The following is a 14588-nucleotide window of genomic DNA, read 5'->3' as shown; positions in this document are numbered from 1 at the left end:
TTTATATTTTCTGTTTTAAAAAAGTAGTACTTTTGCCTTATGACTTTCAAAAAGCACATCAACGTTTTATTAGCAATACTAATATTGGTTTCCAATGTTGGTTTGGCTTTTAATGTGCATTATTGTGAAGGAAAAATATCAGGCATTTCGTTTAATTACAAAGTAGAAGAGCCTTGTGTAGACGAAAAACCAACCAAGATTACGTCTTGTTGTGCAGTCGAAAACAGTCACGATTCTTGTTGTTCCAATGACAAAGTCGAAATTAAAAAGACTACTTCAGAAAATGTTTTAGTCAAAAGTTTTCAGCTCGACTTAGCTTCGTATCTTCTAGTTCAAGAGTGTCGTTTTTTTCAGGCTATTCTGTTACAAGAAGTGATTCTTCCTTCCGAAAATCCTTCTTTTTACTGTGAATCCAATGCGCCACCACTTTACAAATTGTATTCCCAATATATTTTCTACGCGTAATTACTGTTTGAAATCAAAAACTGATTTTTAAACATTAATTATTTATACAATGAAAAATATACTGCTGTTTTTTGTTGTTTTCCTAGCATTTAAAGGTTATTCACAAGATACGTTGCAAACGGTAAAAGTAGAAGCCAAACGTGGGAAAATACAAAAATCATTGATAAAGGCAACCAATACAACGGTGTTGTCTAGCAAAGAATTACTCAAAGCGGCTTGTTGTAACTTAGCCGAAAGCTTTGAAACCAATCCGACTATTGATGTCAATTTTTCTGATGCATTAACGGGAACCAAGCAAATCAAAATGCTGGGGTTGACTAGCCCGTATTTATTAATTGCCGAAGAAAATATTCCGAGTGTTCGTGGTGCTTCTCAAGCCTACGGATTGTCGTTCACACCTGGAACTTGGGTGGAAAGTATCCAAATTACCAAAGGTGCGGGAAGTGTTGTAAATGGTTATGAAAGTATTTCGGGACAAATCAATACCGAACTTTTAAAACCCGTTAAAGAAATTCCTTTCTTTTTGAATGTGTATGGTTCGACCGACTCTCGATTTGAAGTCAATACACATCTTACTCAAAAAGTGGATAGTTTATGGTCGACCAGTTTGTTGGTTCATGGCAATATGCGTGTGGCTAAAAACGACATGAATAACGATGGTTTTCTAGATAATCCGTTAGGAAATCAAATCAATGTGATGAATCGTTGGCAATATTCCAATCCGAATACTGGCTGGGTGAGTTTCTTGAATGCTCGATTTATGAACGATGAAAAGCAAACCGGTCAAATAGATTTTGATCCGAAGAAAGATAAGTTGACAACGAATTATTGGGGATCGGAAATCAATACACAACGTTTCGATTTTTCTTCTAAATTGGGTTATGTGTGGAAAGATATGCCGTATCAAAGCATCGGTTTTCAAAATGCCTATACCATACACAATCAAAACTCGTATTTTGGACTTCGGACCTATGATATCAAGCAAAAAAGTTTTTATTCGAACCTGATTTTTAATTCGATTATTGACAATACGTTAAATAAATTCGCAACAGGATTAAATTTTACTTCGGATGAATACCAAGAATTTGTTTTTGGAAATGATCTCAGTCGAAAAGACAATTCCGTAGGCGCTTTTTTAGAATATACTTACGACAATACCGATAATTTCAGTGTGATTTTAGGCGGTCGTGCCGATTATCACAACCGTTTGGGATTTTTTGTAACGCCCAGATTACATGCTAGATACAATCCTTGGAAAGATGCTGTACTGCGATTTTCAGCAGGAAGGGGAAAACGCTCGGCTAATATTTTTGCAGAAAACCAACACCTTTTCGGAAGCTCTCGAACTTTTAATATCTTAGATAATTCTGGTAAAATTTACGGACTTAATCCTGAAATCGCATGGAATTATGGATTTGGATTTCTTCAAAAGTTTGAATGGTTGGGGATGAAATCGGATGCATCTCTTGATTTTTACAGAACCGATTTTCAAAATCAAGCGGTTGTCGATTTGTTTCAAACAAATCAAGTCAATTTCTATAATCTGAAAGGGAAATCCTACGCCAATAGTTTACAAGTAGAATTCAATACCGAAATCATTAAACATTTGAATTTTCGTTCGGCATATAAGTTTTACGATATTAAAACGGATTACAATTCAGGAAGTTTTCAACGACCTTTACAGGCAAAACATCGTTTTTTTACTAATTTAGAGTTCGAAACGCATATTAAAGATAAAGGGCAACAATGGAAGTTTGATTATACTTTAAACTGGTTTGGGCAACAACAATTACCCAATACCAATAATCAATTGCCTGATTTTTCTCCAACTTTTATTGTGATGAATTCGCAAGTTACAAGAACTTTTTCGTCGGTATTTGAAATGTATCTTGGAGTAGAAAACCTTGGTAATTACAAACAAAATAGAGCAATTGTAGGTTATGAAAATCCTTTTGGAACAAATTTTGATACTTCTGCAATATATGCACCAGTTTTCGGACAAATGTTTTATGCCGGATTGCGATTTAAAGTGAAATAATAAACTTAGAAAATATGAAAAATATAATTTTAATGATGTTGCTAATGGTAGGTTTTACTTCGTTGGCACAAGACAAAAAAAATAAAAATGCCAAATACAATATCGAGGTCAACGGAAACTGTGAGATGTGTAAAAAGCGTATTGAAAAAGCAGCCATTTCTGTTTCCGGTGTGAAAAGTGCTACTTGGCATATGGAAGATCACGTACTTCATCTAATTGTTAATGAAGAAAAATGTGATGTAAAAAGTGTTGAAAACGCTATTGCAAAAGCAGGTCATGATACCAAAAATGTGAAAGCCACAAAAGAAGATTATGATAAGCTTCATGGATGTTGTCAGTATGAAAGAAAATAAATAAAAAATGGCCCCGACTATAAAATCGGGGCTTTTTCTTGATAAGAAAATGTTAAGTCTTTTGATAATTGGTTTTAAAATGATAAATTCGCCTCATGAAATTTTTCACCAAAATAGTTTTAGGAATTTTTATTCTGTTTCAGTTTTCTACGATTATCGTTTGTATAATCAATGAGAGAAATGATACAAAATTTACCTATAATATTACGGAAGAAGAAGAACATTCAAAAGAAGTGAAAGAAATTAAATCAGCATTTGTAATTAGCAAATACAAGCTTTTGCCTCTTTTCGACGAAGTAACTTTTAATGAAGTCTACGACACCTACCTTTTAAAGCATTACGCTGTCACTCCTACAATTTTTCATTTACCGCCTGAACAAGTTTAAAACATAAAATTCGTGCTGTAGTCGTATTGTCTATGGTTAAATGTTGTTTTAAATTTTTAAGGTTATGACAAAAAAGATAAATATTTTTGGAAGTCTTGGTGCCGATTTACCATCGGGGCTAGTGGTTTTTCTTGTGGCTTTACCCTTATGTTTGGGTATTGCTTTAGCGTCTGGCGCGCCGTTATTCGCCGGAATTATTACAGGAGTTGTTGGTGGAATTGTAGTGGGTTACTTAAGTAAATCACACCTTTCCGTTTCGGGTCCTGCTGCCGGCTTAACTGCAATAGTATTAACTGCAATAACCGATTTAGGTGGCTTTAGTATTTTCTTGCTTGCCGTTTTTCTTGCAGGTTTAATGCAAATTGCCTTGGGATTCCTAAAAGCGGGATCTATTTCCAATTATTTCCCAAACAATGTAATTGAAGGAATGCTTGCTGGTATTGGAGTGATAATATTTTTAAAGCAAATTCCACATGCTTTTGGTTATGATAAAGATTATGAAGGTGATTTGGCTTTTGCGCAACCTGATGGACAAAATACTTTTTCTGAAATCTTTTCGGTATTAGGCAATATCCATTTAGGGGCAACGATAATAACGATTATCTCTTTAACGATTTTAATTGGTTGGAATAAAGTTCCTTTTTTGAAAAATCTAAAACTAGTACCAGCTGCATTAGTAGCCGTAATTGTTGGAATTGTTGTGAATCAGATTTTTATTGCTTCAGGATCTACTTTGGCAGTTTTGGAAGATCATTTAGTAAAGTTACCAGTGCCCAACTCTTTTGATGAGTTCAAACAAAGTTTTACACTGCCAGATTTTACGGCTTTTTCCAATCAAAAAGTTTGGATTGTTGCTGTAACCATCGCAGTTGTAGCCTCTATTGAAACATTGCTTTGTATTGAAGCGGCAGACAGAATGGACAAACACAAACGCTATACAGATACGAATGTTGAACTTAAAGCACAAGGAATAGGGAATATGGTGAGTGCACTTTTGGGTGGATTGCCAATGACTTCGGTTGTAGTGAGAACTACTGCCAATAGTAATGCGGGAGCCGAAACTAAAATGTCTGCTATTTTTCATGGGGTTTTATTGATGGTTTGCGCCATCGCGATTCCATCTATTTTGAATATGATTCCGTTAGCCACTTTAGCGGCAGTACTTCTCTTAGTCGGATATAAATTAGCCAATCCAAAAGTAATCAAGCATTTTTTTGAAAGAGGAAAATACCAGTTCATTCCCTTTATGGCAACAATGTTAGCGGTCGTTTTTACCGATTTGTTAAAAGGAGTAGCATTGGGATTGATTATCAGTGTGATTTTTATTCTTAAAGGAAATATGCAACGTGCCTATAACTTCCGTAAAGAAGAATACCATGACGGAGATGTTATTCATATTGATTTGGCACAAGAAGTTTCATTTTTGAATAAAGCCGCTGTTAAAAAAACGCTATCCTCAATTCCAGAAAATTCTAAAGTAGTGATAAATGCTTCCGATACGGTGTATATTGCACATGATGTTTTAGACTTAATCAAAGAGTTTAAAAAAATTAGAGCGAAAGAAGAAAATATAAAAATTAAATTAGTTGGTTTCAAAAAAGCATACAAACTAGAGAATACTGGAGAAGAAGAAAAACACGTTTTTGTAGAACATAAAAATTAAAATAGACCATGAGAACTTTAAATAAAGAAATACAAGCAGAAATCACCCCAAGAAAAGCATTAGAAATTTTAAAAGAAGGCAATCATCGTTTTGTAAACAATTTAAAAGTACACCGTGACTTGTTAGAACAAGTAAACGACACACGTGACGGTCAATGGCCATTCGCAACTATTTTAAGTTGTATTGATAGTCGTACTTCGGCCGAATTGATTTTCGACCAAGGTTTGGGAGATGTTTTTTCCATTCGAATTGCAGGAAATGTAACTAATACCGATATTTTAGGAAGTATGGAATTTGCTTGTAAAGTGGCAGGTTCAAAATTGATTGTGGTCTTAGGACATACCAAGTGTGGTGCTGTAAAAGGCGCATGTGATCATGTGGAAATGGGTAATTTAACAGAGTTATTATCGAAATTACAACCAGCCGTTTATGAAGAACAAAAGACAAAGGAAGATAGGACTTCGAAAAACAGCGAATTTGTTGAAAACGTAGCCGAAATCAATGTAAAACGTACTGTAAAATCTATCATTCAAAGAAGTTATATTTTAGAACAAATGATTGAAAATGGTGAAATTGGAATTATTGGCGCCATGTACAATATTGAAACTGGGAAAGTAGAATTTTATAATACCACCGAATTTATAAAAGACGCAAGTAATCCTGGATTAGATTTAAAAGAATTAGTCAAATAGCGGTATTTTTTAAATACATTTGCTTTAGAAAATTTCAATATGAGCGAGTTTTATAAAAAAATACTAGACAATAATAAGAAGTGGGTCCAAGAAAAGCTTGACCAGGATCCTAATTTCTTTAGTGATCTAGCTGGCGGTCAAACCCCACCATTATTATGGATTGGCTGTTCAGATAGTCGTGTTCCCGCGAATGAAATCATAGGTGCTAAAGCAGGTGAAGTTTTTGTACACCGAAACATTGCCAATATGGTGGTGCATAGTGATATGAATATGTTAAGTGTGCTAGATTATGCCGTAAACGTCTTAAAAGTGAAACACGTAATTGTTTGTGGTCATTATGGTTGTGGTGGTATTAAAGCCGCAATGGGAAATGGTTCTTTCGGAATTATTGATAACTGGATTCGCCACATCAAAGATATTTACCGTTTGAACAAAGAAAAGTTAGTTGAAGTTGAAAATGAAGAAGAAAGATTTAACAAATTCGTTGAATTGAACGTGAAAGAGCAAGTGCTTAATTTGGCTAAAACATCGATTGTTCAAAATGCTTGGAAAGATGGACAAGAATTGTATTTACACGGATGGGTTTATGGTTTAAATTCGGGGTATGTAACCGATTTAGAAGTGAATTTTTCTTGTAATAAGGATTTGCACGAACTGTATCAGCTGGATATTTAAGAATAATTTAATAATTAAAAAATTAGGCGATTGTACTATTTGTAGTACCTTCGCCTTTTTTATAAAAATACTTATATTTACCGAATGGAAGATTTCAATTGGTTACAATTATTGAATCCAGAATTCTATATTTTACTGGAGTTTGGAGGAATTAAAATAGGATTATTAGTCGTTTTATTTATAGTTTTTGCGGAAACAGGATTGTTGGCTGGCTTTTTCTTACCAGGAGATAGTTTGCTTTTTTTGGCTGGGATATATAGCGAATCATTAATGAGTCAAATTTCTTTAGGAAATGATTTTTTAAACGTTACTGTTTTTGCTTTGCTAGTAACAGTAATGGGTATTTTAGGTAATATGGCAGGATATTGGTTCGGTGCCCGAAGTGGAAATTATCTATACAACCAAAAAGATACCTTTTTCTTCAAAAAGAAATATTTGTACCAATCAAAAGAATTTTTCGAAAAATATGGTAGTCGAGCTATCGTTTTTGCACGTTTTTTACCTATTGTTAGGACATTTGCTCCAGTAATAGCTGGAATTGTTTCTATGGATAAAAAGAAATTTATGTTTTTTAATATATTAGGATCATTTCTTTGGTCTTTTTCTATGATTTTCGCGGGGCATTATCTACATGCGTTATTTCTTGATAAATTTAATATTGATTTAAAACATTATATCGAATATATCGTAATTGGTATTGTTGGGTTTACTACTATTCCAGTTCTATGGAAATTATTTAAGAAAAGAGTGCATTTGGAATAGGCTAGATCAAATTATTTTTTAATTTTGCAGCCGAAAAATAAAAATGTTTAAAATCAATAAAAATATAATCGCAGGTAAGGCAAAGGGATTGTTCTCTTTGCTGGCTGTGTTTTTATTGATTTTTTCTGTTTCTGCTAAAAGTGTTTCCAATACGTTTAAGTTAGAAAAAGAAAAGCAATTTTCTTTTGTACAGAAACAAACCGGTGAATCTAAATTTTATCGAATTAATTCTGTTCCTGCTGAAGATCAAGAAGACCTTTCTGAAGTTGATTCAGATAATCTTGAATTTTTTACATTTGAGCAATTCTCCGCATCAAATGTTTTTTCATCCGCTGAAAAACCTGAAGTTTTTTCAGTTTTTCAATTTACTAAAATCACTAAACTTCCACTTTACGCGCTCTTCTGTAAGTGGAAATTTCATCTTAACTAAGCATTTTTGACTTAGTAGGATTGTAAAGTGTAACAGTTATCTGTTGATTTTTTAAAATTTTATTTCGGTTCTATTTGAAATGGACAAGTTTGTCAAAAAATAGTACATGATGAGTATGCATACTATCTTTTGAATTACTAAGTCTGTTGCTGAAAATTTGATTTTTCCGAAATGGAATGAACTTCTTTCATTCTAAGTCTTTTCTAAAACCGTTTACCCATCAGGGTTATTCGGTTGCATCATTTTATTCAAAAAAATTAATCTATTTATTATTACCTAGTTATGGCAAAAAAAGTTTTGTTACTAGTTAGCGCGTTTGCATTATTCCTGCATACTAGCTGCGACTCCAAAAAAGAAGGAAAAGAAGAAAAAACACATTTTTTAGTGACAACTCCAGTTAAAAAAGATACTGTTGTTACCAAAGATTATGTATGTCAGATACACGCTTCCAATCACATTGAACTAAGAGCACAGGAAAGAGGTTATTTGCAAAAGATATTTGTAGATGAAGGACAGTTTGTGCGTAAAGGGCAACTGTTGTTTCAAATCATGCCTAATTTATATCAAGCAGAAGTTCAAAAAGCGCAAGCGGAAGCCGATTTTGTAAAAATTGAATACCAAAATACCAAAAAATTAGCCGATAAAAATGTGGTTTCGCCTAATGAATTGGCTATGGCCAAAGCCAAATTAGACAAAGCTAATGCCGAATTGGCGCTGATGAGAGTGCATTTGCAGTTTACGGAAATTAGAGCGCCCTTCGATGGAATCGTTGATAAGTTTCACGTGCGATTAGGGAGTTTATTAGATGAAGGTGATTTGTTGACCAATTTATCCGATAACAGTAAAATGTGGGTGTACTACAATGTTCCAGAATCGGAATATTTAGACTATAAATCGAAAGCCAGTAACAGTAAAACTAAAGTGAATCTGATTATGGCGAATAATGAAACCTTTGGTTATACCGGTATCGTAGAAACCATCGAAGCCGATTTTAATAATGAAACGGGTAACATTGCTTTCAGAGCCACTTTCCCAAATCCAAAAGGGCTTTTACGCCATGGTGAAACGGGAAATGTTCAAACTACTATTTCCTTAAAAAATGCTTTATTAATTCCGCAGAAAGCAACTTTCGAAGTGCTGGAGAAAAAATACGTGTATGTGATCGATAAAAATAATGAGGTAAAATCGAGAGCCATTACAATTGCTGCCGAATTACCACACATATTCGCTATTAGCAGTGGTTTGTCGGAAGGAGATAAAATTCTTTTGGAAGGCTTACGTCTAGTAAAAGAGAACGAGAAAATCGAATACAAAATGGAAGATGCCACACACGTGCTTTCCCATTTAGAATTGTATGCTGAATAATTAAAATAGGAAGAAAAAATGTTTAGCAAATTCATACAAAGACCCGTATTTGCGATTGTAATTTCAATCATGATACTTTTTGTGGGAACATTGGCCATCAAACAGATGCCGATATCCCAATTTCCACAAATCGCCCCAACTACAGTAAATATATTTATTGCCTATCCCGGTGCTAGTGCCGATGTATTGGTAAAATCAACCTTGATTACTCTAGAGAATTCTATAAACGGAGTGGAAGGAATGCGTTATATCGCTACCGATGCTACTAGTGCAGGAGAAGCTACCTTGCGTATTATTTTTGAACCAGGTACCGATCCGAATCAGGCCGTTGTACGTGTAAAAACTAGGGTCGATCAGGTAATGCCATTGTTGCCGGAATTGGTGCAACGTGAAGGGGTAGTAATTACGCCTATTCAACCTAGTATGCTGATGTATGTGAATCTTTATTCGAAAGATAAAGGAATGGATGAAAAATTCCTGTACAACTACGCAAGTGTAAAAATGATTCCTGAAATCAACCGTTTGAAAGGGGTAGCACGTTCTCAAATTTTAGGAAGTAGAACCTATGCGATGCGTGTTTGGTTAAATCCAGAGCGTATGCGAGCCTATAATATTTCGGTAGAAGAAGTGATGGATGCCTTGGGCGAGCAGAGTATTATTGGTCGTCCGGGACGTATCGGACAAAGTTCAGGGATAGCGGCGCAATCGTTAGAATATGTACTGACATATAAAGGGCGATATAGCGAACCGAAAGAATATGAAAATGTAATTATTCGTGCCAATTCAGATGGTGAAAGTATTCATTTAAAAGATATTGGTAAGGTTGAATTAGGAAGTGAGTTTTTTGATATCTATTCGAATTTAGATGGTCATCCTTCGGCAGCAATCGTATTGAAACAAAACTACGGAAGTAATGCCAGTGAAGTAATTAAAGAAATTAAAGATAAGCTGGAAGAAATGAAAGAATCCTTCCCACCGGGCATGGATTATAAAATCAGTTATGATGTGTCACAATTCCTTGATGCGTCTATTGAGCAGGTTATCGATACGTTACGTGATGCCTTTATTTTGGTTGCATTGGTGGTATTCATATTTTTAGGGGATTGGCGATCGACGTTAATTCCGATTTTAGCGGTTCCCGTTTCGTTGATAGGTGCCTTCTTCGTGATTCAGTTCTTCGGACTTTCCATTAACTTGGTAACGCTTTTTGCCCTTGTTCTGGCAATTGGTATTGTGGTCGATGATGCGATTGTCGTCGTCGAGGCGGTGCATGCCAAATTTGAAGAATTCCCCAATATTACCCCATATCAAGCAGTCAAAAAAGTATTGGGTGAAATTGCTGGTGCCGTTATTGCGATTACTGCGGTTATGGTTTCTGTATTCTTGCCAATCTCATTTATGTCGGGACCAGTAGGAACTTTCTACCGTCAGTTCTCGATTACGATGGCCAGTTCCATTGTGATTTCAGCGCTTATTGCACTTACTTTAACACCTGTATTGTGTGCAATGATGTTGAAAAACCATCACGGTCACCCGAAAAAACAGAATCTTTTGACCAAGGCTTTGGACCGTTTTAATCATGCATTCGATAAGCTTACCGGGAAATATGTGGCTTTATTGAAAGCTATTGTTAACCGAAGAGTGCTTACGTTTGGGATTTTGGCCGTTTTCTGTGCCGGTATATTTATTGAGAACCAAATTCTTCCTTCTGGATTCATTCCGATAGAAGATCAAGGAACCATTTATGCGATTATTCAAACACCACCGGGTTCTACGTTAGAAACAACGAATCATGTTTCACAGAAACTTCAGAAAATTTGTGAGAAGGTGGATGGAGTAGAATCGGTTTCATCATTGGCGGGGTATGAAATCATGACCGAAGGTCGTGGTTCGAATGCTGGTACCTGTTTGATCAACTTAAAACCATGGGATGAGCGTAAGCATACGGTTAAGGAAATCATGGAAGAGTTAGAGGAAAAATCACATGGTTTAGGAGCCATCGTCGAATATTTCGAACCGCCAGCTATTCCTGGATTCGGAGCGTCAGGAGGTTTTTCGATGCGTTTATTGGATAAAAATACCACGACCGATTATCAAGACTTCGATAAAGTGAATAAAAAATTCATGGAAGATTTGAGCAAGCGTAAAGAATTAACCGGATTGTTTACCTTCTTTGCCGCGAATTATCCGCAGTACGAATTAGAAATTAATAATGAACTTGCCATGCAGAAAGGGGTATCCATTGGTAAAGCCATGGAAAACCTGAATATCTTGATTGGTAGTACATATGAACAAGGTTTTATCAAATTCGGACGTTTCTTCAAAGTGTATGTGCAATCCGATCCAAAATTTAGAAGGTTGCCAACCGATATTTTGAACCTCTATGTGAAAAATGATAAAGGCGAAATGGTACCTTATTCGGCATTTATGACACTTAAAAAAGGACAAGGGCCAAATGAGATTACACGATACAATATGTATAATTCATCGGCTATTCAAGGACTTCCAGCAGAAGGGTATACAACGGCCGAAGCTATTAAAGCCATTCGTGAAGTGGCTGAGGTTTCCCTTCCAAAAGGATATGATATTGCTTGGGAAGGGCTATCGTTCGACGAATCCAATAAAGGAAATGAATCCATTTACATATTTGCTATCGTATTGCTGTTTGTGTATTTTGTTTTAGCCGCGCAATACGAAAGTTTTATTATTCCGTTATCGGTGATTTTTTCACTTCCAGTGGGTGTTTTCGGTTCTTTCTTTCTACTTCAGGCCATGGGACTTGAAAATAATATTTATGCTCAAATCGGACTCATCATGCTTGTCGGATTGCTCGGTAAGAATGCTGTATTGATTGTCGAATTTGCCATTCAGAAGCGGAACGAAGGCTTTACTATCCTAGACGCTGCTATCGAAGGTGCCAAAGTGCGTTTTCGACCAATTTTGATGACTTCATTTGCCTTCATCGCCGGATTGATTCCATTGATTATCGCTACAGGAGCGGGTGCTATTGGTAACAAGACCATTGGAGCTGCAGCTTTGGGAGGAATGTTGTTCGGAACTATTTTCGGAGTGGTAATTGTTCCGGGACTGTACTACATTTTTGGTTCAATGGCCGATGGTCGAAAATTGATTAAAGGCGAAGATGAAAGTTCATTGTCAGATGAATTTGTGCAAATGATGGACGGATTTAATATAAATAATCAAAAAACAGAAGAGAATGATGAAGTTAAATAAAAATCGCATTTTCGAATTTATGGTCGTAGCCTTGCTGTTTCAAGCTGTTGTGGGTTGTAAATCTACTTCCATAGTTGAAAAAAAAGAAAACAAATCGGCTCCGGAAATGTTTGCTGGAGCCACTAAAGATACCTTAAATTCAGGTGCAATTTCGTGGAAAACCTATTTTAAAGATGCTCATTTGCAAGCTTTGATTGAATTGGCATTACAAAACAACCAAGAGTTGAATGTTACCTTGCAAGAAATTGAAATCGCGAAGAACGAAGTAAGAATCCGAAAAGGAGAATATTTGCCCTCTGTTGGATTAAAAGGAGGTGCTTCGGTCGATAAAGTGGCTCGTTTCACAAATATTGGTGCGATGGAAGCTACCACCGAAATCAAACCAGGTAAAGAAATGCCAGAACCTTTGCAAGATTACAATATTGGAATTGTAGCCAATTGGGAAATCGATATCTGGAAAAAATTACGCAATGGTAAAAAGGCTGCGGTGAACCGTTATTTGTCTTCAATTGAAGGTAAAAATTTCATGGTGACCAATTTGGTGTCAGAAATTGCCAATTCGTACTACGAGTTATTGGCTTTGGATAATCAATTGGAAATTATAAACCAAAATATTGAAATTCAGAGTAATGCTTTAGAAATAGTAAAAGTTCAAAAGGAAGCAGCTCGTGTGACAGAATTGCCTGTGAAAAAATTTGAAGCGGAAGTTTTTAAAACTAAAAGTTTACAATTTGAAGTACAGCAAAAAATTGTGGAAACCGAAAACCGAATTAATTTTCTGGTGGGACGATTTCCAAAACATGTGGATAGAAGTACAAAGTCTTTCAATGATATGATGCCCAATATGGTTCATGTTGGAATCCCCTCTCAACTTTTGAAAAACAGACCCGATATTCGTCAGGCAGAATTTGAATTAGAAGCTTCCAAATTAGATGTAAAAGCAGCGAGAGCCAGATTTTATCCTTCAGTTGGTATTTCTGCTGGAATTGGATTTCAGGCTTTCAATCCTGGTTATCTTTTCAATCCAAAATCATTACTGTATTCTCTTGCTGGCGATTTGATGGCTCCGCTAATTAATCGTAATGCGATAAAGGCTAGTTATAGTTCCGCAAATGCCAAACAAATTCAAGCGGTGTACAAATACGAACAAACTATTTTGAATAGTTATTTGGAAGTGGCCAATCAGGTTTCTAAAATCAGTAATCTGGAGAAAAGTTATTCTTTAAGAGCAAAACAGGTGGAAGCCCTTACTAATTCGGTATCCATTTCAAATGAACTTTTCCGTTCGGCTAGAGCGGATTATATGGAAGTATTACTTACCCAACGCGATGCATTGGAATCCAAATTTGATTTAATGGAAACCAAAATGCAACAGCTAAATGCCATGGTGAACATTTACCGTGCTTTAGGTGGCGGATGGAATTAATTACAGTTAGTTATTTTTCAAAGAAGCCATTGTACTCCGGTATGATGGCTTTTTTATTGGGCTAGATTTGGAAGAGTCCGATTTGGATGCGTATTATAAAGCAATTATCTTTACCAACTTCTTAGTGTTAAATAGGGAATCGAACGAATTCAATTGGTTTTATTCTGTAGTTGATTTAAAGTAATGCAATTTATGTTAAAGTTGAAATTGATACGATCAATATTCCTAACAGGAGTAATGGTTCTCGGATTAGTACAAAATAGTAACGCTCAAAGCAAAAGCAATAATAATGACGTTTGGTTTCATTATGCTGGAAAAAACATGCTGAGCAAGAAGTTGTCCTTGACTCTGGAAGGCTCTGTAAGGTTTGCAAACGGATTAAAGGAGAAACAGCAATGGTTTGTTCGCCCTTCGGTGGATTATCATTTTGCGAAATCGCTTGTAATGAGTGTGGGGTATACCTATTATGATACATATGTGTATGGAGAAATTCCGATGAATAAAATCACTATTCCAGAACATCATGTGTGGTGGCAAACGACATTTGTACACAATAAAAAAGAGTTAAAGTTTACCCATCGATTACGAGATGAAAACCGTTTTGTGGGTATAGCGACACAGAACAATCAAGGGAAATTGGAAATTTCCAACTACGAATATCGTAACCGATTGCGCTATATGTTTTTGTTAAATCATCCCTTACTTAAAAAGGATGAAAAGACGAAAGTCTTTGCGGTTTTAGGGGATGAGGTTTTTGTAAATATTGGAGTTAAGGAGGCTAAAACGGTAATTCAGCAAAATAGGATTATTGGAGGATTTGGATATAATTTTGATGCGCACCATCAAATACAATTGAACTACATTCATCAAAACATTTGGAATTTGAAAAACACAATACAAGAGAATAATCCCACGATTAGGATTTCCTATATTACTAATTTTGATTGGTTTGAAGAGAAATTAAATTAATACGGATGATAAAAATCGATTGAAAAACTTTTACTTTTGTTTAAAACAAGATAGCATTGCTTAATCAGTTACATATTAAAACACTCTTCACAAATAAAAAGTCTTGTGCTTTATTATTGGTTTTACTCTT

13 protein-coding genes are annotated in these 14588 nt (G+C 35.4%); all 13 read left to right on the top strand.

The features are described 5' to 3' along the window. The first annotated feature begins 39 nt into the window (after nt 1–39). The 13 genes from EQG63_RS01005 (at nt 40) to EQG63_RS00945 (ending at nt 14458) form a co-directional block, all read left to right on the top strand. The gene (locus EQG63_RS01005; protein ID WP_129433438.1) at nt 40–465 is read left to right on the top strand and encodes an HYC_CC_PP family protein; all 426 of its coding nucleotides are present in this window, start codon (nt 40–42) and stop codon (nt 463–465) included. Between the two features lie 49 nt (nt 466–514). Continuing rightward, entirely contained in the window at nt 515–2503 is a 1989-nt protein-coding gene (locus tag EQG63_RS01000) for a TonB-dependent receptor plug domain-containing protein (protein ID WP_129433435.1), read from the top strand. Nucleotides 2504–2517: 14 nt separating this feature from the next. After that, nucleotides 2518–2856 (top strand): heavy-metal-associated domain-containing protein, encoded by a 339-nt coding sequence (locus EQG63_RS00995; protein ID WP_129433432.1) that lies wholly within the window; start codon nt 2518–2520, stop codon nt 2854–2856. A gap of 95 nt (nt 2857–2951) precedes the next feature. After that, nucleotides 2952–3242 (top strand): hypothetical protein, encoded by a 291-nt coding sequence (locus tag EQG63_RS00990; protein WP_129433428.1) that lies wholly within the window; start codon nt 2952–2954, stop codon nt 3240–3242. Nucleotides 3243–3306: 64 nt separating this feature from the next. Next, nucleotides 3307–4905: a SulP family inorganic anion transporter gene (locus EQG63_RS00985; RefSeq protein WP_129433425.1), complete on the top strand. Its 1599-nt coding sequence runs from the start codon at nt 3307–3309 to the stop codon at nt 4903–4905. Nucleotides 4906–4913: 8 nt separating this feature from the next. After that, a complete protein-coding gene (locus EQG63_RS00980) occupies nt 4914–5597 on the top strand; it encodes a carbonic anhydrase family protein (RefSeq protein WP_129433422.1) in 684 nt (227 codons plus the stop codon). 39 nt (nt 5598–5636) lie between these two features. Continuing rightward, entirely contained in the window at nt 5637–6272 is a 636-nt protein-coding gene (gene can / locus EQG63_RS00975) for a carbonate dehydratase (RefSeq protein WP_129433419.1), read from the top strand. A gap of 84 nt (nt 6273–6356) precedes the next feature. Further along, nucleotides 6357–7034 (top strand): DedA family protein, encoded by a 678-nt coding sequence (locus EQG63_RS00970; protein WP_129433416.1) that lies wholly within the window; start codon nt 6357–6359, stop codon nt 7032–7034. A gap of 43 nt (nt 7035–7077) precedes the next feature. Further along, on the top strand, nt 7078–7464 hold the full coding sequence (locus tag EQG63_RS00965) for a hypothetical protein (RefSeq protein ID WP_129433414.1): 387 nt from the start codon (nt 7078–7080) through the stop codon (nt 7462–7464). A 282-nt stretch (nt 7465–7746) separates the two neighbouring features. Beyond that, the gene (locus EQG63_RS00960; RefSeq protein ID WP_129433411.1) at nt 7747–8829 is read left to right on the top strand and encodes an efflux RND transporter periplasmic adaptor subunit; all 1083 of its coding nucleotides are present in this window, start codon (nt 7747–7749) and stop codon (nt 8827–8829) included. An 18-nt stretch (nt 8830–8847) separates the two neighbouring features. Continuing rightward, nucleotides 8848–12063, top strand: coding sequence for an efflux RND transporter permease subunit (locus EQG63_RS00955; protein ID WP_129433407.1), 3216 nt, complete (start codon nt 8848–8850; stop codon nt 12061–12063). Then, nucleotides 12047–13489 (top strand): TolC family protein, encoded by a 1443-nt coding sequence (locus tag EQG63_RS00950; protein WP_129433404.1) that lies wholly within the window; start codon nt 12047–12049, stop codon nt 13487–13489. The genes EQG63_RS00955 and EQG63_RS00950 overlap by 17 nt, the downstream gene beginning before the upstream one ends. Before the next feature lie 207 nt (nt 13490–13696). Further along, the gene (locus EQG63_RS00945) at nt 13697–14458 is read left to right on the top strand and encodes a DUF2490 domain-containing protein (RefSeq protein WP_235827794.1); all 762 of its coding nucleotides are present in this window, start codon (nt 13697–13699) and stop codon (nt 14456–14458) included. Nucleotides 14459–14588 lie beyond the last annotated feature (130 nt).

Source organism: Flavobacterium amnicola, assembly GCF_004122165.1.
Classification (GTDB): Bacteria; Bacteroidota; Bacteroidia; order Flavobacteriales; family Flavobacteriaceae; genus Flavobacterium; species Flavobacterium amnicola.
The sequence above is the reverse complement of the archived record's forward strand: the minus strand, read 5'-3'. Positions and strand labels throughout refer to the sequence as shown.